Below are 25,510 nucleotides of genomic sequence, written 5' to 3'. Positions count from 1 at the left end.
ACCCTGCGCATCCCCCTTTTCTTGACCCGGCAAGCCAACCCGCCTATTGACGCCGCATTCGCGTAACTGACGAGACAGGCGGAGCACCGCCGTGGAGCGCGAAGCCAGTTTGCCGCTCGTCTGGGCACCCCGAACTTTCAAAGTTGGAGGCGTGTCTTGCGTTCATACATCCGCGCTAACGAAAGCTGGTCATCGCGGCCACCCGCGCCTAAGGGCTGCGTTGCTGATTCCATTCCGCATAACAGGTGACACAAGGTGCGTATTGCCATCGCTTCCGACCACGCAGCCGTCGATCTCAAGGCTGAATTGCGTGAATATCTGATCGAACTGGGCCACGAGGTCGCTGATCTCGGGCCGGAAACCGCAGACCGGGTCGATTACCCCGATTACGGCTACAAGCTGGCCTCTGTCGTTGCCGACGGCACTGCGAAATATGGCGTGGCGCTGTGCGGATCGGGCATTGGCATTTCGATCGCCGTCAATCGCCACCCTGCACTGCGTTGCGCGCTGGTGTCCGAACCGCTTTCGGCAGCTCTCGCCCGCGAACACAACAATGCCAACGCCATCGCCATGGGCGCGCGGCTGACCGGCATCGACATGGCCAAGGCCTGCCTTGACGCTTTTCTCTCCACCGAATTCGGCGGCGGCCGCCATGGTCCGCGCGTCGACAAGCTGTCCAACCCTGCCACCGGGAACTGAATTGATGAGCACCGATACCATGAACCGTTTCTGGAACGACACGCTGGCGCAGGCCGACCCTGAAGTGGCGGCCGCCATTGCCAGCGAACTGAAGCGGCAGCGCAACAAGATTGAACTGATCGCCAGCGAAAACATCGCCAGCAAGGCCGTTCTCGAAGCCACGGGTTCCGTTTTCACCAACAAATACGCCGAAGGCTATCCCGGCAAGCGTTACTATGGCGGCTGCGACTATGCCGATGTGGTGGAAACGTTGGCCATTGAACGGGCCAAGCAGCTTTTCGGTTGCGCCTTCGCCAATGTGCAGCCCAATTCGGGCAGCCAGATGAACCAGGCGGTGTTCCTTGCCCTGCTTCAGCCGGGCGACACCTTCATGGGGCTCGATCTCAACTCGGGCGGGCACCTCACTCACGGTTCGCCGGTCAACATGTCGGGCAAGTGGTTCAACCCGGTCCCTTACGGCGTGCGTCCGGACGATGAACTGATCGACATGGACGAAGTCGCCCGCATCGCGCGCGAATGCAAACCGAAGTTGATCATCGCTGGCGGCACCGCCTATTCACGCATCTGGGATTTCCCGCGTTTTCGCGAAATTGCGGATGAAGTGGGCGCCTATCTGATGGTCGACATGTCGCACTTCTCCGGTCTGGTGGCTGGTGGCGAACACCCCTCGCCCTTCCCGCATGCCCACGTGGTGACCAGCACCACGCACAAGAGCCTGCGTGGCCCCCGCTCGGGCATCATCCTGACCAATGACGAAGATCTGGCCAAGAAGTTCAATTCGGCTGTCTTCCCCGGCCTTCAGGGCGGCCCGTTGGTACACGTGATCGCCGCAAAGGCGGTTGCCTTTGGCGAAGCGCTGCGCCCTGACTTCAAGGTCTATGCCAAAAACGTGGTCGCCAACGCCCGCGCTCTGGCAGCCAGTGTTGAAGAACATGGCCTGCGCATCGTATCAGGCGGCACCGACAACCACCTGATGCTGGTCGATCTCACGGCCAAGGATGTCACTGGCAAATCGGCGGAAAAGGGCCTCGATCGCGCCTGGCTGACATGCAACAAGAACGGTATTCCGTTCGATACCCGGTCGCCGTTTGTGACCTCGGGTGTGCGCCTTGGCACGCCTGCGGGCACGACGCGCGGTTTCGGCACGGATGAATTCCGCAAGATCGGCGCGCTGATTGCAGAGGTTGTCGAAGGTCTTTCGCGCAATGGCGAAGAAGGCGACGGCCAGGTGGAAGAACGGGTCCGTGCGCAGGTCGAGGAACTGTGCCAGTCGTTCCCCGTCTATCCGGGCATGTGATCCATGCGCTGCCCGTTCTGCGCGCATGATGACAGTCAGGTAAAGGACTCCCGTCCGACGGAGGACAACACGGCTATTCGCCGTCGGCGCCAATGCGAAAGCTGCGGCGCGCGGTTCACAACGTTCGAACGGGTGCAGTTGCGCGATATCACCGTGTTGAAAAGCGGTGACAAGCGCGAAGCCTTCAATCGCGCGAAGATCGAACAATCGGTCGCGCTGGCGTGCCGCAAACGCGGCATTCTACAGGAACGGCTGGATCAGCTTGTTTCGGGTATTCAGCGCCAGATCGAAACGCTGGGCGAAAGCGAGATTGAGTCCGCGCGTATTGGCGAAATGGTCATGGAAGGCCTGCGCCAGTTGGATAGCGTAGCCTATATCCGCTTCGCCTCGGTCTATCGCGACTTCAGCGAGGCCCGGGACTTTGAGGAGTTTGCCAGCTCCGTACAGGAAATGAGCGGACGCGATGCAAGCAAAGGCTGACAAGCCGGTCATCGTTCTGGTTCGCCCGCAACTGGGCGAAAATATCGGCAAGGCGGCGCGCGCCATGCTCAATTTCGGGCTGGCTGAAATGCGGCTGGTTACCCCACGCGACGGCTGGCCCAACCCGGCCGCCGGCCCGGCGGCATCGGGTGCGGATATCGTGCTGGAAAAGGCGCAGGTGTTTGACAGTGTGGCGCAGGCCGTTGCTGATTGCGAACACGTCTATGCCACGACAGTGCGCAAACGCGGGGTGACAAAACCCGTGCTCACACCGGAACAGGCGGCACAAGGCATTACCACGTTACCCGGTCGCCACGCGATCCTGTTCGGCCCTGAACGGTCCGGCCTGGAAACCGATGATGTGGCGATTGCAGAGGCGATCATCACGGTTCCGATCAATCCGGAATTCGGCTCGCTCAATCTCGCGCAGGCGGTGATCCTTTGCGCCTACGAATGGTCGAAGCACGAAACACTGGCCCAGCCAACCGTAGAAGCAGAGCTGCCCCCTGCCCCACAGGCGGAACTCGACGGCCTGATCGATCATTTCACCCGCCTGCTGGAACCGCGTGGTTATTTCCTGCCCGAATCCAGAGCAGCCTCTACGGCACGCACCCTGCGCAATATGCTGACCAAGCCCCGCTGGAACCACCTCGAGGTCCGCACCATGCGCGGCGTGCTCAGTGCTTTGGGGCGGAATCGGCAAGAACCCGGTTCCCAGGGTTGACTTTCGGGTGTGGCCCCGTAAAGGCCACGCCTTCGCAATTGATCCCGCACCCCGGTGAAGCGGCGATCGCATTCTCTACAAGGAATGGTGCGGTTCCGGGTTGAAGTTCAGACACCATCGTCTGGATATGCGAATTGAAAGGATTGCGCATGTCGAAGCGCAAGGCATCCAAGTATAAAATTGATCGCCGCCTTGGCGAAAACATCTGGGGCCGTCCCAAGAGCTCGGTAAACCGCCGCAGCTACGGTCCGGGCCAGCACGGCCAACGCCGCAAGAGCAAGCTGTCGGACTATGGCCTCCAGCTCCGCGCCAAGCAGAAGCTTAAGGGCTACTACGGCGATGTGACGGAAAAGCAGTTCAAGCGCACCTATCAGGAAGCGTCGAGCATGAAGGGCGATACCGGTCAGAACCTGATCGGCCTGCTCGAACAGCGCCTCGACATGGTTGTGTACCGCGCCAAGTTCGCGCCGACCATTTTCGCTGCGCGCCAGATCGTCAGCCATGGTCACATTCGCGTCAATGGCGTGAAGTGCAACATCGCCAGCCGCCGCGTTTTCCCGGGTGACGTGATCAGCCTCGGCAACAAGGCCAAGGAAATGGCTCTGGTTATCGAAGCGCAAGGCCTGCCCGAACGTGACATTCCGGAATACGTTGCCACAGACGGCAACGACAAGGTGACCTTCGTGCGCGTTCCGACGCTGGACGAAGTCCCCTATCCGGTGAAGATGGAACCGAATCTGGTCGTCGAATTCTATTCGCGCTGATCCGGGTTCCCATCACGGAATTCAAAAGGGGCGGTCCTTCGGGGCCGCCCTTTTTCATTGCCCCAATAGCTGGGGGCACGGCCAGACCCGCAAACCGGCTGTTGAACACAACAAAAAGGGCGGGGAACCCGCCCTTTGATCACATGCTTTCGTCTGAAGTCCTGATCAATGTCCAACAGGGCTGCCGTCGAAACTCATAGCTGTTGCGTTCGCCATTACCGTCACCCCGCACCACAACTTCCTTGCCGCCACCCGGAAGGTCTCTGATCTGCGCGCGCGATTTGACAATCGCCAGATCGGGCATGACCGGCCAGGTCACATCAGCCAATGGGACGATTCTGCGTTTCATCACCGGCTCTCCCGTTGTGCCGGTGTCGTCCAGATATTCCATGACCAGCTTTTTGGCAGTCGCCTTTTCCTGCACGGAGATCTGGTGACTGAAACGCGCAATGAACGATTGGAAGCTTTCCGTGGAGCATTTTTCCGGCGCAGCGAGAGCCGGTTGCGCTGCAAGGAAAGCCCCTGCGACGGCACCGATGAGACAACTTGCACGCATTACTTTCATTTAGCATTATTCCCCGGAATTGCGTCAGGACTTCAGATAATTCCTTCTGAAATCACGGGCATATGCTGCAAAACGCCCTTCGACAATGGCATCGCGCATTGCCTGCATCAGCTGCTGATAAAACGACAGGTTGTGTTCCGTCATCAGCATTGCACCGAGAATCTCACCCGATTTGACCAGATGATGCAGATAGGCGCGGCTGTATTTGCCGCAGGTCGGGCACGTGCAACGCTCGTCCAGCGGGCCGGTGTCTTCCGCGTGCTTCGCATTGCGGATGTTGAGCGGGCCGTTCCAAGTGAATGCCTGCCCGTTGCGGCCGGAACGGCTAGGCAGCACGCAGTCGAACATGTCGACCCCGCGCTCCACCGCGCCGACCAGATCGTCAGGCTTGCCGACGCCCATAAGGTAGCGCGGCCTGTCGTCCGGCAATTGTCCGGGTGCGAAATCGAGCGTGGCGAACATCGCCTCCTGCCCTTCCCCCACGGCCAACCCACCGATCGCATACCCGTCGAAACCGATTTCCCGTAGCGCCTGCGCGCTCTGCCCACGCAGTTCCTCGTCCAGCGCGCCCTGCTGAATGCCGAACAGCGCCGCACGGGCGGCATGATCGCCGCCGCTGTCGAAGCCGTCTCGGCTCCGCTTTGCCCAACGCATCGACATTTCCATAGACCGCGCAATCACATCGCGCGGTTCATCCGCGCGCGGGCATTCATCGAAAGCCATGACGATATCGGAACCCAGCAGGCGCTGAATTTCCATGGAGCGTTCGGGCGTCAACAGATGCTTCGACCCGTCAAGATGGCTGGAAAATCGTACACCTTCTTCAGTGATCTTCCGCAGGTCGGACAGGCTCATCACCTGATAGCCGCCGCTGTCGGTGAGAATTGGGCGATCCCAGTTCATGAAGCGGTGCAACCCGCCAAGCCGGGCCACCCGTTCCGCACCTGGCCGCAACATCAGGTGATAGGTGTTGCCCAGAATGATATCGGCACCTGTCTGGCGGACATCCTCCGGCTTCATAGCCTTGACAGTGGCAGCGGTTCCGACCGGCATGAAAGCCGGTGTGCGAATTTCGCCACGCTGCATGGCAATCCGCCCGGTTCGGGCCTTGCCATCGCGGGCATTTATGGTGAAGGCAAATCGGGTCATAGGCCTGCCGGCGCATAGGGTGTCTTGCCCGCCTCGGCAATCGTAAGCGCAACAGGATTTCTCTTGGAACTCGAACTTTGGGTATTTGCGGCTTTGACTGCCGTCTGCGTCGTTTCGGGCTTTATCGATGCCGTGGCAGGCGGCGGTGGCTTGTTGACCATGCCTGCCCTGCTTTCCGCTGGCCTCCCCCCCCATCTCGCGCTGGGCACGAACAAGCTGCAATCGCTGGCTGGTGTCACGATGGCCATGCGCACCTACCATCGCAAAGGATTGCTGGAGATTCGCCCCAATATCACAGCCGTGATCTGCATTCTGATCGCCTCGGCCGCAGGTGCGCTTGCCGTCCAGATGCTGGATACGAAAATCCTCAACCTGATCGTCCCGGTACTGCTGGTGCTCTGTGCGGCATACGTGATCTTTTCGCCGCGGATGGACGATTCCGACCGCCATCATGTGCTCACACGCAAGGGATACAACCCCGTTGCAGGCGGGATTGGCTTCTATGACGGCTTCTTTGGGCCCGGCGCGGGCAGTTTCTACACCACTTCTTTGGTCGCCCTGCGCGGTATGGGGCTGACGCGCGCAACCGCCCTGTCCAAACTGTTCAACATGACATCCAATGTCGGCAGCCTTGCGATGTTTATTGCGGGCGGGAAGGTCTTCTGGACGCTCGGCCTGTGCATGTGTGTGGGCACCGTTGTGGGCAGCTGGGTGGGATCGCACAGCGCGATACGCTTCGGTGCAAAGCTGATCCGCCCGCTGTTGGTGACCATTTCCCTCGCGCTCACCGCACGGCTGATCTGGACCTATTTCACCGGATGATCAGCTGCGCAGACGCCAGCCCGTTTTGAAGATAATCGCGATCACCACGATGCAGATCGCCAGAAACGCAAACGTGGAACCGGCGGACACGAGAATATTCACATCCGAAGCGCCGTAGAAGGTCCAGCGCAACCCGTTGACCAGATATACAATCGGATTGAACAGCGCGATTGTCCGCCAGGGTTCCGGCAACATCGCGATCGAATAGAATGTCCCACCCAGAAACGTCAGCGGCATCAGCACAAGCATCGGAATCATCTGTAACTTTTCAAAGCCTTCCGCCCATAACCCGAGAATAAATCCAAGGAGCGAAAACGAAGCGGCAACCAGCATGATATACCCGACCGCCAGGATCGGATGTACGATGGTGTAGTCGACAAAGACCGTCGCGGTCGCAAGGATTATTGCTGCTAGAATCAAGCTCTTGGTCGCTGCCGCCCCAACGAAGCCCAACAGCGTTTCGGTGACCCCAACGGGGGCGGACAGCAGTTCGTACACCGACCCGGTGAAACGCGGCATATAGATCCCGAAACTGGCATTCGCCGTGCTTTCACTGAGCAAGGTCAGCATCAACAGGCCCGGCACGATGAAGGCCCCGTAGTGAACCCCGCCGACGGCCTGCATCTGCCCGCCTATCGCGGAACCGAAGACAACGAAGTAGAGGCTTGTCGTCAGAACGGGGGATACGATCGTGCCGAACACGGTCCGCCACGCACGGGCGACTTCCTGCTTGTAGATGGCCCAGGTGCCGCGCCAGTTGATCACGACACGGCCTCCTGTTCGTGCATCAATTCGACAAAGATGTCCTCAAGGCTGGATTCCTTCTGATCCAGAGCTACGAACGTCACGTCATGCTGGATCAATATCCGTGCAATCTGGGCGACTTCCGCCTTGCCTTTGCCGGTTCCATCCCCGCCCCTGTAGACCAGTGTCGAACCATTATCCTGCAAGGACAAGTGGAACTGTTCCAGCGCAGCGGGGATCGCTGCCAGCGGATTTTCCAGCGTGAAACGGGCCTCGGTCCGGCCCAGGCGGGTCATGATTGCCTGTTTATCGTCGACCAGCAGGATACGGCCATTGTCGATAATCCCGACACGATCGGCCATTTCTTCGGCTTCTTCGATATAGTGCGTGGTCAGAATGATAGTGACGCCATGTTCGCGCAAATCGCCAATCAACCGCCACATGTCGCGCCGCAGTTCGACATCGACGCCAGCGGTCGGTTCATCCAGAAACAGCAGATCGGGATCGTGGCTCAAGGCCTTGGCGATCAGCACACGCCGTTTCATGCCGCCTGAAAGCTTGCGCAATTGCTCATATCGCTTGTCGAGCAGTTGCAAGGAGGCGAGGATCTGCACGATCCGTTCCTCGCTGGGCGGACGTCCGAACAGGCCGCGCGAAAAACGGATCTGGCGATCGACCGTATCGAACATGTCGAGCCCGAGTTCCTGCGGCACCAGTCCGATGCGCTGGCGCGCCTCACGCCAGTTCTTACGCATATCCTGCCCGAAAGCCCGAATCGATCCCGATGTCGGTCGGACCATGCCGCATACAGACCCGATCAGCGTCGTCTTGCCCGCCCCGTTCGGGCCGAGCAGCGCAAAAATTTCCCCTTTTCGCACTTGCAGATCGACATGGTCGAGCGCGATCAGCCCACCGGCATAGCTCTTGGTAAGGCCTTGTATTTCGAGAATGGGTTCCATCACCGGCACTGTGGCAAATCGCACCGGCAATGCAACCGCTCAGGGCAGCAACAGGCTTCCGTCGCCATAGCTGTAGAAGCGATAGTGCTCAGCGATTGCATGGGCATAGGCCGCCTGCATCCGTTCCATCCCCATCAGTGCGGAAACCAGCATGAACAGGGTCGATCTGGGCAGGTGAAAGTTGGTCATCAGCCCGTCGATCGCACGGAAACGGTAACCCGGAGTAATGAAGATATCGGTATCGCCGGAAAACGGCTGGATGATCCCGTCATCCCCCGTCGCGCTTTCCAGCACCCGCAACGAAGTCGTGCCCACTGCGATCACCCGACCGCCAGCCTGACGCGCGGCATTCAGGCGCGCCGCGACATCTGGTTCGATCCGCCCCCATTCCGAATGCATACGATGCTCGGCGGTATCTTCGACTTTCACGGGCAGGAATGTGCCCGCCCCGACATGCAGGGTCAGCGTTTCGCGACCAATGCCCGCCTCATCCAGCGCAGCGAGCAAATCGGGCGTAAAATGCAGGGCCGCAGTGGGCGCAGCGACCGCACCTTCCTCGCGCGCAAACATGGTTTGATAATCGGACCGATCCGCTTCGTCGGTTGGACGCTTTCCGGCGATATAGGGCGGCAAGGGCATGGTCCCCGCACGCTCCAGAAGAACTTCCACTGGCTCATCCCCGACAAAGGCAAGCGTCCAGCTGCCATCGTCATGACGCGCTTCGGCTATAGCCGCGACATCGCGGGCAAACTGCACCACATCGCCCACGCGCAGGCGTTTTCCGTTACGGATAAAGGCCTGCCAACGGCGCAGATCGATGCGTTTATGCAGGGTGGCACCAATCCGGGCATCCCCACGGCGCCCTTCCAGTTGCGCGGGAATCACTCGGGTATCGTTGAAAACCAGAACGTCGCCCCGGCGCAATTGCGCAGGCAAATCACGCACGGTGCAATCGCCGAAGGGTGCGATATCACCGCGCACCACCAGCATGCGGGCGGCATCGCGCGGCCGCGCCGGACGCAGGGCAATTCGCTCCGGAGGGAGTACGAAATCGAACAGATCAACACGCATGCCGCGCCTCTAGGCGTAACATGGCAACTTGGGAAGCTTGCCGAACCGTAGAGGGCCTAGTGATCCGTGAAGGCTACTGGGCCTTGGACTGGTTCAGCATATCCGCAGTGATTGGCTGCGGCGCGGGCGCAACGGGGGCCAGCACCGGCGGCGCCTTGTTATCCGAAGCGATTGATGCCTGAACAATCTTGGTCGGATTCTGCGGCGGTTCACCCCGTTCAATACGGTCAACCGCAGGCATATTGCCGATGACTCGTCCGAGATTGGTGTAGCGGCGATCCAGTGCAAAGCGGGGATAGAACACAATGAAAAACTGGCTGTTGGCGCTGTCGTCGCTAGCGGCACGCGCCATCGAAACCGTGCCACGCACATGCGGCATATCGTTGAATTCCGCCTTGATATCAGGCAATTGCGATCCGCCACGGCCGGTACCGGTCGGGTCGCCGGTCTGCGCCATGAACCCATCAATCACACGGTGGAAAATAACGCCGTTGTAGAACCCTTCCCGCGTCAGTTGCTTGATCCGTTCCACATGATGCGGTGCCCAATCGGACATAAGCCGGATGGCCACGCGTTCGCCTGTGGAGAGATCGAGCAGCAGGATATTATCCAGATCTTCGTTCAGATTGTAGTTCACCGGTGCGTAGACCCGCGCCGGGACCGCCTCTGCACCATTCTTGTCTTTCTTGTCTTTCGCAGCCGCGAGGCCCGGAACAAGAACAATGGAAAGGGCCAGGACAGTGGAGATCAGGGCTTTCGACATCGGTTTCTCTGACAATATGGAGTTGGCGGGCACAGAACGATCAATCACGGCAGTCGCGCCGTTTAACCAGCGACGACTGTCAGCGCAATGAACGATCTTGCGACAATCAATAGTCGCCCAGTTGTCCACGTTCTTTCACGCGGCCAACCACTTCGTCACGCACTTCCCGGCTGACGAACGGGGTAATATCGCCGCCGAACAAGGCGATTTCCTTCACCAGCTTCGACGCGATCGGCTGGAGGCTGACATCCGCCATAAGAAACACTGTCTCAATCCTGGAATTGAGCTGCTGATTCATGCCTGCCATCTGATATTCGTATTCGAAATCGGCGACAGCGCGCAAACCACGCACAATGACGCTGGCCCCCTGCTTTTCCGCGAATTTCATCAAAAGCGCATGGAAACCGACGACGGTCACATTCTGCAGGCCGAGGTTCGCGACTTCGCGCTCGACCATGACCATGCGTTCTTCAGGGGTAAACATCGGGTCTTTGGACGGGTTGGTGGTCACACCAATGATCAGGCGATCCACCAGCTTTGCCCCACGCCGAATGATATCGGCATGCCCGCGTGTAATCGGGTCGAACGTCCCCGGATAAACACCAATCCGTTCGCTCATCAATGGTCCCTCTCCACAATGTAACGTGCAACTGCACGAAGCAGATCCGCCTCAGCCCCATGACTGGCAAGATGCCCGACCGCCTGTTCAACGAGGATTTTCGCCTGTTCCCGCGCACGCTCGATCCCGAGCAGTGACACGAATGTCTGCTTGCCCTGCCCTGCATCCTTGCGCAGCGCCTTGCCGGCCTTGGCTTCATCGCCTTCATGATCGAGCAGATCGTCGGCAATCTGGAACGCCAGCCCGATATCGCGTGCATAGGCCCGCAAATGCGCCCGCCCTTCCGGTGGCACACGGCCCAGAATAGCGCCCATTTCGACTGATGCGGCCAACAAGGCCCCGGTCTTGAGTTGCTGCAGCCGCGTGACTGTGCGCAGATCGAACTCTTCGCTTTCCGCAATCATATCGATCATCTGGCCGCCAGCCATACCATGGGCACCGCTTGCTCCGGCAAGCGTATGCACCAGTTCCGCCCGCACAAACGGATCGCCGCTCGTCTGCGGGTCGGACAGAATATGGAAAGCCATCGCATGCAGCGAATCGCCCGCCAGCACGGCTGTTGCCTCGTCATAGGCCTTGTGCACCGTGGGCCGGCCATGGCGCAGATCGTCATCGTCCATACTGGGCAGATCATCATGGATCAGCGAATAGACGTGTATGGATTCGATCGCGCATGCCGCACGCATGGCCGCTTCGCGATGCACCCCGTACATTTCCGCGGTTGCGACCAGCAGCAAGGGGCGCAAACGCTTGCCCCCGCCAATCGCGGCATAACGCATGGCCTCGATCAGGCGGGCATGTTTGTCATCCGGCACGGGCATCAGCGAATCGAGCAGGGAATCGACATCCCGCGCGATCAGGCTGAGGTTTTCCGCGAGCAGATCGCCATCCGCGCTTGCCACGGCGACCATCAACCCCCTGCCCGACCTTCCGGATCGAAAGGCGTAACGCCCCGCGCCGCGCCATCCGGCCCGGCGACAATCTTTTCGATCCGGGCCTGCGCGGCATCCAGACGCTTCTGGCAATGCAGGCGCAATGCCTCCCCCCGCTCATAAAGGTCTATCGATTCGTCGAGCGGCACTTCGCCGCTTTCGAGCCTGCGAACCACGTCTTCGAGCGCGCGAAGCGCGTCTTCAAAGCTCAATTGCGAAATATCGGGGGCTTCCTGCGCCATATTTCGCAGCTTTGGCGGGCATATGCGGGCCGGTCAAGCGCGCGAGGACTAGCGGGAGCGTGGTTCCACCGCTAAGGGCCCGATCATGCCAAACACCACTGACACGATCACCCCCGAAGTTGTCGAGGCCCACGGCCTCTCCACCGAGGAATACAGCCACGTACTTCACGCACTGGGTCGCGAGCCGAATCTGGTCGAACTGGGCATTTTCTCGGTCATGTGGTCGGAGCACTGCTCCTACAAGAGTTCACGACTCCACCTGAAGAAGCTGCCGACCGAAGCTCCCTGGGTCATTCAGGGTCCCGGCGAGAACGCGGGTGTTATCGATATCGGCGATGGGCAGGCCGCCATTTTCAAGATGGAAAGCCACAACCACCCCTCATACATCGAACCTTATCAGGGCGCGGCAACCGGCGTTGGCGGCATTCTGCGTGATGTATTCACCATGGGGGCCCGCCCCGTCGCCAATATGAATGCGTTGCGGTTTGGTCGCCCTGATCACCCCAAGATGAAGCATCTGGTGAAAGGCGTGGTTTCTGGCATCGGCGGCTACGGCAATTGCGTAGGCGTGCCCACCGTTGGCGGCGAAACCAATTTCCATCGCGCTTACGATGGCAATATTCTGGTCAACGCGATGACCGTCGGCGTGGCCGATACGAACAAGATCTTCTACTGCGCCGCTACGGGCGTGGGCAATCCGATCGTCTATGTCGGCTCCAAAACCGGGCGCGACGGGATTCATGGCGCCACCATGGCCAGCGCCGATTTCGGTGAGGATTCGGAAGAAAAGCGCCCCACGGTGCAGGTCGGCGATCCGTTCACCGAAAAACTCCTGATCGAAGCCTGCCTCGAACTGATGGCGACCGACGCAATCGTCGCCATTCAGGATATGGGGGCTGCCGGGCTCACGTCGTCAAGCGTGGAAATGGCATCCAAGGGCGGCGCTGGCATTCGCCTCGACATGAACCAGGTGCCGTGCCGCGAAGAAGGCATGACCCCGTATGAGATGATGCTGTCCGAAAGCCAGGAACGCATGCTCATGGTGCTCAAGCCCGGCAAGGAAGGTATGGCAGAAGCCATCTTCCGCAAGTGGGAGCTTGATTTCGCCATTATCGGCGAAGTGACCGATACCGGACACATGGTCCTCGAATGGAATGGCGAAGTGGTGTGCGACATCCCCCTCGCTCCGCTGGCCGACGAGGCGCCCGAATATGACCGGCCCTATATTTCCAAGACGGAATACAAAACCTGGGCCGGGATCACCGATCTTTCGGATACACCGGAAAGCGCAGATGTTGGCGCGGATCTGCTGAAGCTGATCGGCACACCTGATCTGGCATCGCGCAGTTGGATCTGGCAACAGTATGACAGCCAGGTTGGCGCGGATACGCTGCAGCTTTCCGGTGGCGATGCAGCCGTTGTGCGGGTGCATGGCACGCGCAAGGCGCTGGCGATCAGTACCGACTGCACCCCGCGTTACTGCTACGCCAACCCTTATGAAGGCGGCAAGCAGGCCATCGCGGAAGCCTATCGCAATATCTCGGCTGTGGGCGGACGTCCGCTGGCGGTGACCAACTGCCTCAACTTCGCCAACCCCCAGCGCCCCGAAATTATGGCGCAGTTCGTTGGCTGTCTCGAAGGCATGGGCGATGCCTGCCGCGCGCTGGATTTCCCGATCGTGAGCGGCAACGTGTCGCTCTACAACGAATCCAAGGCCACAGGCGGCGGGTCCGCCATTCTTCCGACCCCGGCAATTGGCGGTGTCGGCCTGCTCGACGATTCTGCAAAAATGGGGACGATCGCCTTCAAGACCGCAGGCGACGATATTTACATTCTGGGCGGCGCGGGATCGCATCTCGGGCAATCGCTTTGGCTACGTGAAATCGCAGGCAAGGAAGAAGGCGATGCGCCCGGCGTCGATCTGGCGGCAGAAGCAGCCCATGGCGCTGCGGTTCGTGGCTGGATCGCCGATGGCAAGGTGACTGCCGTGCACGATATCAGCGACGGCGGCCTGCTGGTTGCACTCGCTGAAATGGCGCTGGCCAGTAACCTCGGCTGCAATCTGGATAAGGCGTTGAGCGTGGCCGAAGCCTTCGGTGAAGACCAGGGCCGCTATATCGTGACCGCACCTGCGGGCAGCGCCCTGCCCGGCGCGGTAAAGATCGGTACTATTGGTGGCACGCAGGTTGCCGGTGTGGAAATCGCCGCGCTGCGTGCGGCCCATGACGCGTTCTTCAAGGACTGGATGGACGCGTAAGCTTCCTGTTCTGATGCATGAGGTGCGGTATTTTGCCGGACCTCATGCGCCAGCCAGAACGTTCACCGTCAAAGCCAGAATGCCGAGATTGAACGCGAAGGCAAACAGGCCGTGAAACGTTGACACCCGCCGCACGTGCGCGCTGGTGATGTCGATATCCGCCGTTTGGCAGGTCATCCCGATCACAAACGCGAAGTTCACGAAATCCGAAAAATTGGGCGTGCAGCCCCCCGGGAAATCCAGCCCCTTGCGGTCTTCTCCGGCATGGGAGGCATAATACTGCCGCGCATAGTGAAACGCGTAAATGAGATTCACGAATGTCCAGCATGCCAGCAGTGTCGTCACCAGCAGCACGATCTCACCGGGGGTCAGCGCCCCCTTGCGCATGACCAGCGTGCCGAGCGCAACGAGAATGACCGAAGTGATCAATGCCGTGAACAGCAGCAGAAGTATCTGCCCGGCATCATCCCGCTTTGCCCGCCGCCGCATCGCATCGGCGCTATCGCTCCGCCACAGGGGGATGCAGCTTGCCACGAACACAGCCACTGCCACATCGAACGCGGCAATAACCGCCCCGGTTGTGGGCATGATCGCCGCCAACGGCCACCATGCCAGGGCGAATGCGGCCAGAAAAACTATGTAGCGAAAGTGCGGAATGCGGTCCAACATCGTGATGTTGTCACCGGTCATTCCAGACTCCTTTCAACAGTGAATCCATTCCTGCTCGTCAATGCGGAGCAGATGAAGGATCGCGGTCAAATCCCCGCGATCGATCCAGCCATTTGCTGCCGCGCGCGCCTTGGGCTTGGCGCGATAGGCTATACCATAGGTCGCAGCTTCCAGCATGGGAATATCATTGGCGCCATCGCCGGTCGCAAGGCTCACCGCACCATCGCCCAGTTGCGCGGTTTCCTCGAGCAGGACCGCCTTCTTCACACTGCTGTCCGTGATCGGCCCGACCAGCCCGCCTGTCAGAGCGCCATGCGACACTTCGAGGCGGTTTCCGACAACCCGTTCAAAACCCAGTTGTTCTGCAACCGGATCGGCAAATTGGTGGAACCCGCCGGTTACCAGCACGGTCCGGCAACCCTTCGCCCGCAAGGTGGCAACCAGTGTCTTCGCACCGGGCATGGGCTCGATACGTGTGCTGAGGCATTCGGTGATGGCCCCTTCCGACAGTTCGCGCAGCAACATGACCCGTTCGCGCAGCGCGCTCTCGAAATCGAGTTCGCCTTGCATCGCTCTTTCGGTAATATCCGCTATCTGTTCTTTAAGCCCTGCAAAATCGGCCAGTTCATCAATGCATTCCTGCCCGATCATGGTGGAATCCATGTCGGAAATGAACAGATGGGGCATGCGGATTTCATCGTCGGAAATCAACAGATCCGAAGGACGGAAATGCGCGTCGAGCACGCGGCTGAGCGCTTCACGATCCCCATCCGGCAGAGAAATTTGCAGCACAGGACTGTTCACGTCATCCATGCGGGCCATCGCCACGCGCATACCCTGTGCCTCCAGCGCCGCGGTCGCTGCATCAAGGCTTGCGGTATAGCCGGTCGGGTCTGCTATCAGGCGGGCAATGAGCAAGGGAATCTCCATAACATGACGACTGCGCTGCCGCCGCTGGCGCTCATTGCAGGGCCGACCGCGAGCGGCAAGAGCGATTGTGCCGTCCGTCTTGCGCTTGCGCTTAAGCGTCAGGGACGGCGCGCCGTCGTTATCAACGCGGACAGCGCACAGGTCTATGCCGATCTCGCAGTCCTTAGCGCGCGGCCTTCCATCGACGAGATGCAGGGGATCGAGCACCGGCTTTTCGGCGCCTGGGACGGAGCGCAATCCTGCTCCGCTGCGGATTGGGCCAATGCCGCCAAACACGAAATCGCCGCGCTTCACGCCGAAGGCGCGATACCGATCCTGGCGGGCGGCACCGGCCTCTATATGCGAACCTTGCTGGATGGCATCGCCCCTATCCCTCCCATCGCCGCGCATATCCGCGAAGACGTCCGCGCACTGCCGGTCGCCGAAGCTTACAGCGCGCTCTTGCGGGAAGACCCGGTCCGTGCCGGCCAGCTAAACCCTGCGGACACCACCCGCGTTGCGCGCGCACTGGAAATCATTCGTTCGACCGGCCGGTCCATGAACGCATGGCATGCCGCGCGTGAAGGCGGGATTGGCGATACCGTTACCCTGCATCCCCTTATCCTGCTGCCACCCCGGGACGATCTATACGCGCGTTGTGACCGCCGGTTTGCCTTGATGCTCGAACAGGGCGCGACGGAAGAAGTGCAAACCCTGCTCGCCCGAAATCTGCCAACCGAGGTGCCGGTCATGCGCGCTATCGGCGTACGGGAAATAACGGGCTGGTTGAACGGGGAATTGAGTCGCGAGGACGCCATTGCCGCCGGGGCGCAGGCGACACGAAATTACGCGAAGCGGCAATATACATGGTTCCGCAGGCAACCTCCTGTCGCGTGGCCGCGCAATGAAATTATAAATGTCGATATTTTGAGTCATTTTGAAATATTATTACAATCCTAGCGATTGACAGGTCATTTCGTGTCGCCTACCCGCCCTGCATTCCTGATCGGAGGAACGGGCCCGACGCATCATGCGCCGGGTCGTATTTTTTCCGGCTATCCGTTCGACAGGCAGCACTGCCGCCATAAATAAGGAACTGACAGTGACCCAAGAGCGCAGCGGCGCAAGTATTCTGGTCGAAAGCCTTGTCCGGCAGGGTGTCGAATTCGTATTCGGCTATCCCGGCGGGGCCGTTCTGCCCATTTACGACGAACTGTTCAGCGATCAGCGCATCCGCCACATTCTGGTCCGCCACGAAGCCGGTGCGGCGCATGCGGCAGAAGGCTATGCCCGCTCCACCGGCAAACCGGGTGTGGTTCTCGTCACCTCGGGACCAGGGGCGACCAATGCCGTCACCGGCATTGCCGACGCTTTCCTCGACTCCATTCCGATGGTTGTCATCACCGGGCAGGTTGCCACCAACCTGATCGGATCTGACGCCTTCCAGGAGGCGGATACGATCGGCATCACCCGCCACTGTACCAAGCACAACTATCTTGTGCGTGATCCTTCGGAACTGGCAGCGACAATCGACGAAGCCTTCGAAATCGCCACCACTGGCCGCCCTGGCCCGGTCCTGATCGATATTCCAAAGAACGTGCAGGTTGCCACGGCCCAGTTCGGCGATGCCAAGCCGCAACGTCCGCAGCGGTACAATCCTCGTCTGGCAGCCGATGCCGACGAGATTGCCCGTGCCATCGAACTGATCGCCAATGCCAAGGCTCCGATCCTCTATACCGGGGGCGGGATCATCAATTCCGGGCCGCGCGCCAGTGAACTGCTTCGCCAGTTTCAGGCGCTGACCGGCGCCCCTGTCACCTCCACCCTCATGGGGTTGGGTGCCTTCCCTTCGGATCATTCCGCTTGGCTGGGCATGCTTGGCATGCACGGCACCTATGAATCCAACATGGCGATGAACCGCTGCGATGTGATGATCAATATCGGCGCCCGGTTTGACGATCGGGTTACCGGCCGGCTCGATGCCTTTTCGCCGGATTCAACGAAGATCCACATCGATATCGATCGCAGTTCGATCAACAAGACCGTGCCCGTCGATCTGCCGATTATCGGCGATTGCGCCACCGTTCTGGAACAGCTTATCGCCGCCTGGGGACAGCGCTCTGCCACCGATCTGACCGAATGGAAGGCCCGGATCGATGGCTGGCGCGCGCGTGACAGCCTCGCTTATCCGCGCCGTTCCGGCGATCTGATCATGCCGCAATTCGCGGTGGAACGGCTGTACGATCTGACGCGTGCCAGAAACCCGATTATCACGACCGAAGTCGGCCAGCATCAGATGTGGGCGGCCCAGTATTTCGGGTTCGACACACCGAACAAATGGCTCACCTCCGGTGGCCTGGGCACGATGGGCTATGGCATGCCCGCCGCAATCGGCGCGCAGTTGGGCAATCCCGATGCGCTGGTCGTGGATATTGCGGGCGAAGCCTCGATCCAGATGAATATTCAGGAAATGGGGACAGCCAGCCAGTATCGGCTGCCGATCAAGGTGTTCATCCTGAACAACGAATATATGGGCATGGTCCGCCAATGGCAGGAACTGACCTATGAAAGCCGCTATTCGAATTCCTATTCGGACAGCTTGCCAGACTTCGTCAAAATGGCGGAAGCCTATGGCTGGAAGGGCATTCGCATTCATGATGAAAGCGAACTGGATGCAGGCATCCAGGCGATGCTCGACCATGATGGCCCGGTGATGGTGGATTGTCTTGTTTCGAAGGAAGCCAACTGCTTCCCGATGATCCCGAGCGGGGCCGCCCACACCGACATGCTGCTCTACGGTGATGTCCATGCGGGCACCATGGATGACGAAGCGAAGGCGCTGGTCTGAGAAGGATGAATACGATGAAAATCCAGCACAGCGAAACCGAACGCCACGTCCTCACGGTCACCGTCGATAACGAAGCGGGCATCCTTGCCCGCATCGCCGGCATGTTCACCGCGCGCGGTTACAACATCGACAGCCTCACGGTTGCCGATATCAGTGAGAACCATTCGATCAGCCGCATCACGATCGTCACGCAAGGCCCGCCTTCCGTGATCGACCAAATCCATGCCCAGCTGGAACGACTGGTACCGGTTCACAAAGTGACCGATCTCACCGAGGCTGGCCCGCATGTTGAACGTGAACTCGCCCTGATCAAGGTTTCGGGTACGGGCGAAAAACGTGTCGAGGCTCTGCGGGTTGCGGACGTGTTCCGTGCCAAGGTGGTCGACACCACCACCTCGAGCTTTATTTTCGAACTGACGGGTGCGCCGGACAAGATCGACAGCTTCGTCGCCATCATGCGCGAACTCGGCTTGGTCGAAGTGGGGCGCACCGGGATCGTGGGGATGATGCGCGGCGGCACCGCCGCCTGAAATCAACCGCCAGAATTCACCGATCAAGCCAGATTTCACTTGCAAATTGATCGCTCGCCCGCTTTCGCGAGCCAGCGCATACACAGGGATAGACCAATGAAAGTTTATTACGACGCAGATTGCGACCTCAACCTGATCACGGACAAGAAAATTGCCGTGCTCGGCTATGGCAGCCAGGGCCACGCCCACGCGCAGAATCTGCGCGACAGCGGGGTAAAGGACGTTGCTATCGCCCTTCGCCCCGGTTCGGCCAGCGCGAAGAAAGCGGAAGCCGCAGGTTTCAAGGTGCTTTCGAACAAGGATGCAGCCGCATGGGCCGACATCCTTATGATCCTGGCACCTGACGAAACACAGGCTTCGATCTGGGAAAACGACCTGAAGGGCAACATGAAGAAGGGCGCCGCCCTCGCCTTCGCTCACGGTCTGAACATCCACTTCGGCCTGATCGAAGCGCCTGCTGACATCGACGTGATCATGATCGCGCCGAAGGGCCCCGGCCACACGGTGCGCGGTGAATACCTCAAGGGCGGCGGCGTGCCGTGCCTCGTGGCCATCCATCAGGATGCCACCGGCAATGCCCACGACGTTGCTCTCGCTTATGCATCGGGCGTCGGCGGCGGTCGCAGCGGCATCATCGAAACCAATTTCAAGGAAGAGTGCGAAACCGACCTCTTCGGCGAACAGGTCGTTCTGTGCGGTGGCGTTACCCACCTGATCCAGGCCGGTTTCGAAACGCTGGTCGAAGCAGGCTACGCACCGGAAATGGCCTATTTCGAATGTCTCCACGAAACCAAGCTGATCGTCGACCTGCTCTATGAAGGCGGCATCGCCAACATGCGCTATTCGATCTCGAACACGGCGGAATATGGCGACATCACCACGGGCCCGCGTATCATCACCGATGAAACCAAGGCGGAAATGAAGCGCGTACTGGCCGACATCCAGAGCGGCCGTTTCGTGAAGAACTTCGTTCTCGACAACCGCGCCGGCCAGCCCGAACTGAAGGCCGCCCGCAAGCTTGCCGAGGCGCACCCGATCGAACAGACCGGTTCGCGCCTGCGCGCCATGATGCCGTGGATCGGCGCCAACAAGCTGGTCGACAAAGAAAAGAACTAAGCTTTCGAGGATCGCATCCGGGGCAGCGGCGTTGCTGCTCCGGAGCATCTTTTCTGTCCGGCTTGCACCGTCCATCCTGTGGACATCGCCCGCCCGACACGCCAGATTGCTCCCCTGACAGTTCAACGGGGAGAATTTCCAAAATGCGCAAGCTTCATACCGCCCTTGCTGGCGTCACCGCTGCAGCCTTGCTGTCGTTTACCGCTGTTCAGGCGCAAAACGGCACCAGTGGCGAACCCGGAACCGCTAACGCTTCGCTCGTTACAGCCGGGACCTATTCCGCCGATCCGGGCCATACCTTGATCGCATGGCGCGTGAACCATTTCGGATTTTCGGACTATTTCGGCCTCTTCGGCGATATAACAGGCACGTTGACACTCGATCCTGTGAAGCTGGAAGCCTCCCAACTGGATGTCACCATTCCGGTTTCGAAGATCACCACCGCCAACGCAGGATTGACGGCGCACCTGCTCAAACCGGGTGAGAATGGCACCGCACCTGATTTCTTCGGCGCAAATCCGGCAAACGCCACATTCAAATCGACTCAGGTCCGCCCCACCGGCAACAACGAAGCGCTCATCATCGGAAATCTTACGCTCAACGGTGTAACCAAACCGGTCTCAGTCATGGCCAGCTTCACCGGGGCCGGGGCCAACCCTATGACCAAAAAGGAAACTGTTGGCTTTAAAGGCTGGGCGCGGATCAAACGCTCCGACTTCAACATCAAATATGCCCTGCCGATGGTAACCGACACTGTGGACCTCGACATTTCCGCCGCGTTCGAAAAGCAATAAGGTCGACATATGACAGGGGGGCGGGTTTCCCCCGCCCCTGTCTCGACACTTCACGCACGGGAAAGTCATTTTTCGGCAGGATCACCGTAAGAGCATGTGCCGTGCAGCGGAAAATCCGTACCTTCGCATGATAAATGCAGCTTTGACTTGAAATTCCTGACGCAATCGGCCAGTGGTCTTCGCAATGAACAAGCGCACCATCCTATCGCTGCTTCGACTTACACGCCCTTAGGCGTGTATTTTCGCCTGCGCGGCATCCGCGCATGGCACCCCGCCTAAGGGCACATTCGAAATCATCACTCAAAATTCAGACGCACCCTTGTGGTGCGCGCAGTAAGCGATAAGGCGAATTGTCATGTCCATGTTGAACGATCCGGGTCGAAAATACCGCCCCTTCCCGCAGGTCAATCTGCCCGACCGGCAGTGGCCGAGCCGTGTCATCACCAATCCACCACGCTGGCTGTCTACAGATCTGCGCGATGGTAACCAGTCGATCATCGATCCGATGGATGCGGTGAAGAAGAACCGTTTCTTCGATCTGCTGGTCGAAACCGGGTTCAAGGAAATCGAGGTCGGTTTCCCTTCGGCTGGCGCAACCGAATTTGATTTCATCAGCTCTCTGGTGCGCGAAGGACGTATTCCTGACGATGTCTTCGTTCAGGTTCTGACCCAATCGCGCGAAGACCTGATCCGCACCAGCTTTGACAGTCTGGAAGGCGCCCACGCGGCCATCATTCACCTGTATAATGCCGTATCCCCGGCATGGCGCGACATCGTGTTCCAGATGACACAGGCCGAAGTGAAGCAGATCGCCATCAAGGGCGCCCAGGTACTGCGCGATGAAGCGGCCAAGCGACCGGGTACAGACTGGTTCTTCGAATACAGCCCGGAAACCTTCTCCACCGCAGAGCTGGATTTCAGCCTGGAGGTCTGCGAGGCAGTGATGGATATTCTCCAGCCCACGCCCGATCATCCGTTGATTTTCAATCTGCCGGCAACGGTGGAAGCGGCCACGCCCAACATCTACGCCGACCAGATCGAGTATTTCCACCGGAACATTCCCCGCCGCGACAGCGTGGTGATTTCGCTGCACACCCATAACGATCGCGGCACCGGTGTTGCCGCGGCGGAACTGGGCCTGATGGCGGGTGCGGATCGCGTGGAAGGATGCCTGTTCGGGAATGGCGAACGGACCGGCAACTGCTGTCTGGTGACGGTCGCATTGAACATGTACACGCAGGGCATCGATCCCAAGCTCGACTTCTCGGATATCGACAAGGCAATCGAAACTGTCGAATACTGCAACCAGATCCCCGTCCATCAGCGCCATCCCTATGGCGGTGAACTGGTGTTCACGGCGTTTTCCGGCAGCCATCAGGACGCAATCAAGAAGGGTTTTTCCGCGAACGAGCGGCAGAACGACGAATATTGGCGCGTGCCTTATCTGCCGATCGATCCCGCAGACCTGGGACGCAGCTACGAAGCCGTGATCCGCGTCAATTCGCAAAGTGGCAAAGGCGGCTTCGCCTGGGTTCTGGAAAAAGATCAGGGTCTCAAACTGCCCAAGCGGATGCAGGCGCACTTTTCGAAGCGCGTGCAGCATCTGGCCGATGAACTGGGCCGTGAACTGAACGGCGACGACATCTGGCAGGTGTTCCGCGAAACCTACTTCGTGCAGATCGAAAAACGCCGTTTCCAACTGGTCGATTACGACGAAAACCGCGCGAGCGACGGCACCCGGCTGTTCAGCGGCACCATCAAGGTCGATGGTCAGGAACATCGCGTCAGCGGCCGTGGCAAGGGCCTGATATCGTCCGTTCTGGCCACGTTGAAGGATGCCTTCGGGCTGGAACTGGAAGTCGCGGATTACAGCGAACACGCACTGGGCACGGGCACGGATGCCCGCGCTGCCGCCTATCTCGAATGCCTCATGCCCGACGGAAGCACCGTGTGGGGTGTGGGCATCGATGAAGATGTCGCCGCAGCCAGCGTGCGCGCCATTGTCAGCGCAGCCAACAGCGCAGTCGGCGCGCCGGAATAAAACGTTGCACTACCGGGCGGATAACTCTGCCCGGTAGCCCCCTCAGGCTAGGCGCCCCACACTCTGACAAAATGACCATTTGCCGATGGTTCGATCCGTAAAGGCCTACCTTCGGGCCCGGCGATCGCCTCCTGATGCGCCAGCGCCCCATGCATGCTGAGATAATCGATCAGCCTGATGCCAATCCGGGTGGCCGCACCGCGATCCTCCGCCAATTCCGGCTCAATCCGCAATTCCTGCCCGACGAAATAGGCAAGCCCTTCGCTTTGCAACGCGCCATCAGCAGAAGGCTCCAGCCCGATCAGGCCCAACCCCGGAAAAATACCGCCTTCAATCCAGTTTCGCGTTATCGAGCGGAAGTAGTCGGGGCCAATCCATGTTCTGCCCGGGTGCCATGCAATCGCCTGCACTCCGTCCAGTTCGCAAAGATGCGCTGACAGGCGCAGCATCAGTTGCACGACCGGTTGCAAATGCGCGCCGTCGGCGAGATGCGGCCCGGCCCGGAGAGTGACGGCCTCCACGCCCAGCGAGTCAATATCTTCAGGGAGGGCAAACCGGTAAACGCAATCCGGAATTCGTGCGCCCGCGCCACCACCCAAACCTGAAAGGTCGAAGGTAAATCCATCGATCAGCAGTTCGATCGCAAGGCAATCTTCCGGCCCGCCTTCGGAAGCAACGACGTGATCCTGGCTTATGGCAAAGCCCTGGCTACGACTTGCCATTGCGCGAATCGCGGCAAAGTCCGGCCTTTTCCCTGCGTCGAACAGCAGGGACAACCCACTGTCATTGCCCGAATTTCGTCGCGTATTTTGATTCATCATGCCGACAGCCCCCCTTGCTGTCGCACGAATGCTGCCCTGAACAGGGGGTAAGGTCGAGTCTCACAACGCGTAAAACCGCACCGTATCTGTTCAGAACACGCCCAGTCGCAACCCTTCAACCATTGCCGCCCCCAGATCGCGACACCGGCTGAGCATGTCGTCAGGCACCACTTTGCATGCGAGGATCGCTGTGGGTTCCTGCGCATCCAGATTGACAATCAGCGGTTCGGCGACGCGTTTCAGCCGCCAGCCCGTGACAATGCGGTCAATCTGCGCCTGCGCCCCCCGACCATCGGAACCCGCTGCGATTGCCGTAGCATATGCCCTGCCCTCGACCTGTCCGAGCAGGGGGTAATAGCAACGATCGAACATCTCTTTCATCATCCCGGTCATCGAACCGAGGTTTTCCGGGCAGACGAACAGGTAACCAGACGCAGCGATCAAATGTTCAGGCATAACCATAGCTGCGGGGAGCAGGCATGCCTGCTCCCCGCCCCCCTGTGCAGCGGCTTCGGCCATCGCCTGCGCCGCTCCTGTACGACTATGCCAGATGACAGCCAGCAATGCTCAACAGCCGCTGCCGCCACCCATAATGCCCCCTAGCATGCCGCCAAAACCGCCTTTGGGTTTGCACTTCTTCTGCGATCCTTGCGTGGATTCGTTCGAACTGTTCATTGATCCCATCGTCATACCCTGTGCCTCCATCCAGCTTGTCGAGGAACGGTGCCGGATGCGGGCCGTCCATTCAAGGTTCCAGGGTTTGTTGGCTTCCGTCGGACGCGGCGGATAGGAAAAATTCTCTTCAGGCCCAAATGCTGTCAAAGTGCCCATCCGGAAATCCGGGGTGGCCTGCCGCACCTCAATCGGCACCACACAGCTGGTGGTGGTTGGTGGCATGACAGTCTTGTCCTTGATCAGATTGGCGACTGTCGACGGGGACAGCCAATCCGACAGACCGCCGCCAAACTGGCGCGAACTGCTGCTGGTCCACATCACCATGTCGCCCATTTCGCCATTCTGGCCCATTTTACCGCCAGTAATAAATGCGAGATAACCCGTGGCTTCGGGGATGGTCGACCAGTTCAACACGGTTGCCCCACCGGCCTGTTGCCGCGTGGTCACGGAAAGCGGCTGCATGAAATCCTTGGCAGCGGAAAACGCGATTTCCGGGCCATAATTGCTGACGATGCGATGCGCACCGACAAACGAACTGTCGGCCTTTACATATTTGCCATCTTCCGCCGGCCAACGACCGAAAGTCTTGCTGTTCGATGCGCTCGGGCCCCAGTCACGCAGAATTGTCGTCGTCCACAGGCCCGACGGCATCTGACCCGCAGCCAGTTTGGCGAAATCGATAACGACGGGCTGCCCTTTGGGGGCATTCAACCCGCATCCCCAATAGAGCAACAGCCGCCCTTTGGGCTTCTGCGGCAATACATCTTCGGCCTTTTCCAGCTGCGGCGTGGTCAGCAGCACGGATTTTCCGAGTTTCGCGGCAGGGGGCATAAAATGTTCCGCCTTGGGCGCCCCTTTGGTGGCCGCCTGCGACGATCCAAGACGCAAATACAGTTCGTGCTGCGCACTGTTACCGCCACGCCCGCCAAACATCATGCCCATCATGGACCCCGCCCCCATGGCGCCCATTCCTGAAACAGTGCCCGCCCGGACATCATAACGGGCGATCGGTCCGCCGGA

General features: G+C 59.7%; 27 protein-coding genes and 1 riboswitch. Of the genes, 13 read left to right on the top strand and 14 right to left on the bottom strand.

From position 1 onward, the window contains the following. The first annotated feature begins 52 nt into the window (after positions 1-52). Positions 53-133: riboswitch (ZMP/ZTP riboswitch) on the top strand. 122 nt (positions 134-255) lie between these two features. The 5 genes from rpiB to rpsD all read left to right on the top strand — a co-directional run bounded on the left by rpiB (position 256) and on the right by rpsD (position 3,964). Then, positions 256-699, top strand: a complete 444-nt coding sequence (gene rpiB / locus EGO55_RS17920; protein ID WP_021690759.1) for a ribose 5-phosphate isomerase B — start codon at positions 256-258, stop codon at positions 697-699. A 4-nt stretch (positions 700-703) separates the two neighbouring features. After that, entirely contained in the window at positions 704-1,996 is a 1,293-nt protein-coding gene (glyA, locus tag EGO55_RS17915; RefSeq protein ID WP_021690760.1) for a serine hydroxymethyltransferase, read from the top strand. A gap of 3 nt (positions 1,997-1,999) precedes the next feature. Then, positions 2,000-2,476 (top strand): transcriptional regulator NrdR, encoded by a 477-nt coding sequence (gene nrdR, locus EGO55_RS17910; RefSeq protein WP_021690761.1) that lies wholly within the window; start codon positions 2,000-2,002, stop codon positions 2,474-2,476. After that, entirely contained in the window at positions 2,460-3,200 is a 741-nt protein-coding gene (locus EGO55_RS17905) for an RNA methyltransferase (RefSeq protein ID WP_021690762.1), read from the top strand. Before nrdR ends, EGO55_RS17905 begins: the two co-directional genes overlap by 17 nt. Before the next feature lie 149 nt (positions 3,201-3,349). After that, on the top strand, positions 3,350-3,964 hold the full coding sequence (rpsD, locus tag EGO55_RS17900; RefSeq protein ID WP_021690763.1) for a 30S ribosomal protein S4: 615 nt from the start codon (positions 3,350-3,352) through the stop codon (positions 3,962-3,964). A gap of 139 nt (positions 3,965-4,103) precedes the next feature. Here rpsD and EGO55_RS17895 read toward each other — a convergent pair whose 3' ends face one another. Together EGO55_RS17895 and tgt are read right to left on the bottom strand one after the other, a co-directional pair. Then, the gene (locus tag EGO55_RS17895; RefSeq protein ID WP_021690764.1) at positions 4,104-4,529 is read right to left on the bottom strand and encodes a hypothetical protein; all 426 of its coding nucleotides are present in this window, start codon (positions 4,527-4,529) and stop codon (positions 4,104-4,106) included. Positions 4,530-4,553: 24 nt separating this feature from the next. Then, positions 4,554-5,678: a tRNA guanosine(34) transglycosylase Tgt gene (tgt, locus tag EGO55_RS17890; RefSeq protein ID WP_021690765.1), complete on the bottom strand. Its 1,125-nt coding sequence runs from the start codon at positions 5,676-5,678 to the stop codon at positions 4,554-4,556. Positions 5,679-5,741: 63 nt separating this feature from the next. On the opposite strand from tgt, the gene EGO55_RS17885 reads away from it, so the two are divergent. After that, positions 5,742-6,500, top strand: coding sequence for a TSUP family transporter (locus EGO55_RS17885; protein ID WP_021690766.1), 759 nt, complete (start codon positions 5,742-5,744; stop codon positions 6,498-6,500). Here the strand turns inward: EGO55_RS17885 and EGO55_RS17880 are convergent, their stop codons facing one another. The 7 genes from EGO55_RS17880 to EGO55_RS17850 form a co-directional block, all read right to left on the bottom strand. Further along, a complete protein-coding gene (locus EGO55_RS17880) occupies positions 6,501-7,265 on the bottom strand; it encodes an ABC transporter permease (protein WP_021690767.1) in 765 nt (254 codons plus the stop codon). It abuts the gene before it with no gap. After that, positions 7,262-8,203 carry an ABC transporter ATP-binding protein gene (locus EGO55_RS17875; protein WP_040716290.1) on the bottom strand — a complete coding sequence of 314 codons (942 nt, stop codon included), beginning with the start codon at positions 8,201-8,203 and terminating at the stop codon, positions 7,262-7,264. The genes EGO55_RS17880 and EGO55_RS17875 overlap by 4 nt, the downstream gene beginning before the upstream one ends. A gap of 39 nt (positions 8,204-8,242) precedes the next feature. Next, positions 8,243-9,274 (bottom strand): tRNA preQ1(34) S-adenosylmethionine ribosyltransferase-isomerase QueA, encoded by a 1,032-nt coding sequence (gene queA, locus EGO55_RS17870; RefSeq protein ID WP_021690769.1) that lies wholly within the window; start codon positions 9,272-9,274, stop codon positions 8,243-8,245. A gap of 73 nt (positions 9,275-9,347) precedes the next feature. Continuing rightward, the gene (locus EGO55_RS17865) at positions 9,348-10,037 is read right to left on the bottom strand and encodes a peptidylprolyl isomerase (RefSeq protein WP_021690770.1); all 690 of its coding nucleotides are present in this window, start codon (positions 10,035-10,037) and stop codon (positions 9,348-9,350) included. Between the two features lie 106 nt (positions 10,038-10,143). Then, on the bottom strand, positions 10,144-10,656 hold the full coding sequence (coaD, locus tag EGO55_RS17860) for a pantetheine-phosphate adenylyltransferase (protein WP_021690771.1): 513 nt from the start codon (positions 10,654-10,656) through the stop codon (positions 10,144-10,146). After that, complete coding sequence (locus EGO55_RS17855; protein ID WP_021690772.1) at positions 10,656-11,567, bottom strand: polyprenyl synthetase family protein; 912 nt, start codon at positions 11,565-11,567, stop codon at positions 10,656-10,658. Before EGO55_RS17855 ends, coaD begins: the two co-directional genes overlap by 1 nt. Then, positions 11,567-11,830 carry an exodeoxyribonuclease VII small subunit gene (locus EGO55_RS17850; protein ID WP_021690773.1) on the bottom strand — a complete coding sequence of 88 codons (264 nt, stop codon included), beginning with the start codon at positions 11,828-11,830 and terminating at the stop codon, positions 11,567-11,569. The genes EGO55_RS17855 and EGO55_RS17850 overlap by 1 nt, the downstream gene beginning before the upstream one ends. 85 nt (positions 11,831-11,915) lie before the next feature. On the opposite strand from EGO55_RS17850, the gene purL reads away from it, so the two are divergent. Beyond that, entirely contained in the window at positions 11,916-14,087 is a 2,172-nt protein-coding gene (purL, locus tag EGO55_RS17845; RefSeq protein ID WP_021690774.1) for a phosphoribosylformylglycinamidine synthase subunit PurL, read from the top strand. 42 nt (positions 14,088-14,129) lie between these two features. On the opposite strand, the gene EGO55_RS17840 is transcribed toward purL, so the two are convergent. Beyond that, a complete protein-coding gene (locus EGO55_RS17840; protein WP_021690775.1) occupies positions 14,130-14,777 on the bottom strand; it encodes a DUF1345 domain-containing protein in 648 nt (215 codons plus the stop codon). Between the two features lie 12 nt (positions 14,778-14,789). Continuing rightward, positions 14,790-15,674, bottom strand: a complete 885-nt coding sequence (gene serB / locus EGO55_RS17835) for a phosphoserine phosphatase SerB (protein WP_021690776.1) — start codon at positions 15,672-15,674, stop codon at positions 14,790-14,792. 15 nt (positions 15,675-15,689) lie between these two features. Here serB and miaA point away from each other — a divergent pair, with 15 nt between their 5' ends. The 6 genes from miaA to leuA all read left to right on the top strand — a co-directional run bounded on the left by miaA (position 15,690) and on the right by leuA (position 22,994). After that, positions 15,690-16,625, top strand: coding sequence for a tRNA (adenosine(37)-N6)-dimethylallyltransferase MiaA (miaA, locus tag EGO55_RS17830; protein WP_021690777.1), 936 nt, complete (start codon positions 15,690-15,692; stop codon positions 16,623-16,625). A gap of 142 nt (positions 16,626-16,767) precedes the next feature. Beyond that, positions 16,768-18,513: a biosynthetic-type acetolactate synthase large subunit gene (ilvB, locus tag EGO55_RS17825; protein ID WP_021690778.1), complete on the top strand. Its 1,746-nt coding sequence runs from the start codon at positions 16,768-16,770 to the stop codon at positions 18,511-18,513. A gap of 14 nt (positions 18,514-18,527) precedes the next feature. Continuing rightward, on the top strand, positions 18,528-19,043 hold the full coding sequence (ilvN, locus tag EGO55_RS17820) for an acetolactate synthase small subunit (protein WP_021690779.1): 516 nt from the start codon (positions 18,528-18,530) through the stop codon (positions 19,041-19,043). A 96-nt stretch (positions 19,044-19,139) separates the two neighbouring features. Then, the gene (gene ilvC, locus EGO55_RS17815; RefSeq protein WP_021690780.1) at positions 19,140-20,159 is read left to right on the top strand and encodes a ketol-acid reductoisomerase; all 1,020 of its coding nucleotides are present in this window, start codon (positions 19,140-19,142) and stop codon (positions 20,157-20,159) included. A 143-nt stretch (positions 20,160-20,302) separates the two neighbouring features. Next, a complete protein-coding gene (locus EGO55_RS17810; protein ID WP_021690781.1) occupies positions 20,303-20,953 on the top strand; it encodes a YceI family protein in 651 nt (216 codons plus the stop codon). A 355-nt stretch (positions 20,954-21,308) separates the two neighbouring features. Next, the gene (gene leuA, locus EGO55_RS17805) at positions 21,309-22,994 is read left to right on the top strand and encodes a 2-isopropylmalate synthase (protein ID WP_021690782.1); all 1,686 of its coding nucleotides are present in this window, start codon (positions 21,309-21,311) and stop codon (positions 22,992-22,994) included. Between the two features lie 47 nt (positions 22,995-23,041). On the opposite strand, the gene EGO55_RS17800 is transcribed toward leuA, so the two are convergent. The 3 genes from EGO55_RS17800 to EGO55_RS17790 all read right to left on the bottom strand — a co-directional run bounded on the left by EGO55_RS17800 (position 23,042) and on the right by EGO55_RS17790 (position 25,450). Then, positions 23,042-23,716, bottom strand: coding sequence for a hypothetical protein (locus EGO55_RS17800; protein ID WP_040716102.1), 675 nt, complete (start codon positions 23,714-23,716; stop codon positions 23,042-23,044). Positions 23,717-23,905: 189 nt separating this feature from the next. Then, a complete protein-coding gene (locus EGO55_RS17795; protein ID WP_021690784.1) occupies positions 23,906-24,334 on the bottom strand; it encodes an NAD(P)H-dependent oxidoreductase in 429 nt (142 codons plus the stop codon). 48 nt (positions 24,335-24,382) lie between these two features. Next, positions 24,383-25,450, bottom strand: coding sequence for a hypothetical protein (locus EGO55_RS17790; RefSeq protein ID WP_021690785.1), 1,068 nt, complete (start codon positions 25,448-25,450; stop codon positions 24,383-24,385). Between the last annotated feature and the right edge of the window lie 60 nt (positions 25,451-25,510).

This window comes from Caenibius tardaugens NBRC 16725 (assembly GCF_003860345.1).
Taxonomy (GTDB): domain Bacteria; phylum Pseudomonadota; class Alphaproteobacteria; order Sphingomonadales; family Sphingomonadaceae; genus Caenibius; species Caenibius tardaugens.
This window is presented reverse-complemented; position numbering and strand designations above follow the sequence as displayed.

Excerpts from the sequence above, each read along its gene's own strand:
- queA (WP_021690769.1), bottom strand. The coding sequence starts at position 9,274 with ATGCGTGTTGATCTGTTCGATTTCGTACTCCCTCCGGAGCGAATTGCC.
- purL (WP_021690774.1), top strand. The coding sequence starts at position 11,916 with ATGCCAAACACCACTGACACGATCACCCCCGAAGTTGTCGAGGCCCAC.
- EGO55_RS17855 (WP_021690772.1), bottom strand. The coding sequence starts at position 11,567 with ATGGTCGCCGTGGCAAGCGCGGATGGCGATCTGCTCGCGGAAAACCTC.
- EGO55_RS17795 (WP_021690784.1), bottom strand. The coding sequence starts at position 24,334 with ATGGCCGAAGCCGCTGCACAGGGGGGCGGGGAGCAGGCATGCCTGCTC.
- miaA (WP_021690777.1), top strand. The coding sequence starts at position 15,690 with ATGACGACTGCGCTGCCGCCGCTGGCGCTCATTGCAGGGCCGACCGCG.
- EGO55_RS17875 (WP_040716290.1), bottom strand. The coding sequence starts at position 8,203 with ATGGAACCCATTCTCGAAATACAAGGCCTTACCAAGAGCTATGCCGGT.
- coaD (WP_021690771.1), bottom strand. The coding sequence starts at position 10,656 with ATGAGCGAACGGATTGGTGTTTATCCGGGGACGTTCGACCCGATTACA.
- tgt (WP_021690765.1), bottom strand. The coding sequence starts at position 5,678 with ATGACCCGATTTGCCTTCACCATAAATGCCCGCGATGGCAAGGCCCGA.
- nrdR (WP_021690761.1), top strand. The coding sequence starts at position 2,000 with ATGCGCTGCCCGTTCTGCGCGCATGATGACAGTCAGGTAAAGGACTCC.
- ilvC (WP_021690780.1), top strand. The coding sequence starts at position 19,140 with ATGAAAGTTTATTACGACGCAGATTGCGACCTCAACCTGATCACGGAC.
- EGO55_RS17905 (WP_021690762.1), top strand. The coding sequence starts at position 2,460 with ATGCAAGCAAAGGCTGACAAGCCGGTCATCGTTCTGGTTCGCCCGCAA.
- EGO55_RS17865 (WP_021690770.1), bottom strand. The coding sequence starts at position 10,037 with ATGTCGAAAGCCCTGATCTCCACTGTCCTGGCCCTTTCCATTGTTCTT.
- glyA (WP_021690760.1), top strand. The coding sequence starts at position 704 with ATGAGCACCGATACCATGAACCGTTTCTGGAACGACACGCTGGCGCAG.
- ilvN (WP_021690779.1), top strand. The coding sequence starts at position 18,528 with ATGAAAATCCAGCACAGCGAAACCGAACGCCACGTCCTCACGGTCACC.
- leuA (WP_021690782.1), top strand. The coding sequence starts at position 21,309 with ATGTCCATGTTGAACGATCCGGGTCGAAAATACCGCCCCTTCCCGCAG.
- EGO55_RS17810 (WP_021690781.1), top strand. The coding sequence starts at position 20,303 with ATGCGCAAGCTTCATACCGCCCTTGCTGGCGTCACCGCTGCAGCCTTG.
- EGO55_RS17790 (WP_021690785.1), bottom strand. The coding sequence starts at position 25,450 with ATGGGGGCGGGGTCCATGATGGGCATGATGTTTGGCGGGCGTGGCGGT.
- rpsD (WP_021690763.1), top strand. The coding sequence starts at position 3,350 with ATGTCGAAGCGCAAGGCATCCAAGTATAAAATTGATCGCCGCCTTGGC.
- EGO55_RS17800 (WP_040716102.1), bottom strand. The coding sequence starts at position 23,716 with ATGGCAAGTCGTAGCCAGGGCTTTGCCATAAGCCAGGATCACGTCGTT.
- EGO55_RS17850 (WP_021690773.1), bottom strand. The coding sequence starts at position 11,830 with ATGGCGCAGGAAGCCCCCGATATTTCGCAATTGAGCTTTGAAGACGCG.
- EGO55_RS17840 (WP_021690775.1), bottom strand. The coding sequence starts at position 14,777 with ATGACCGGTGACAACATCACGATGTTGGACCGCATTCCGCACTTTCGC.
- EGO55_RS17895 (WP_021690764.1), bottom strand. The coding sequence starts at position 4,529 with ATGAAAGTAATGCGTGCAAGTTGTCTCATCGGTGCCGTCGCAGGGGCT.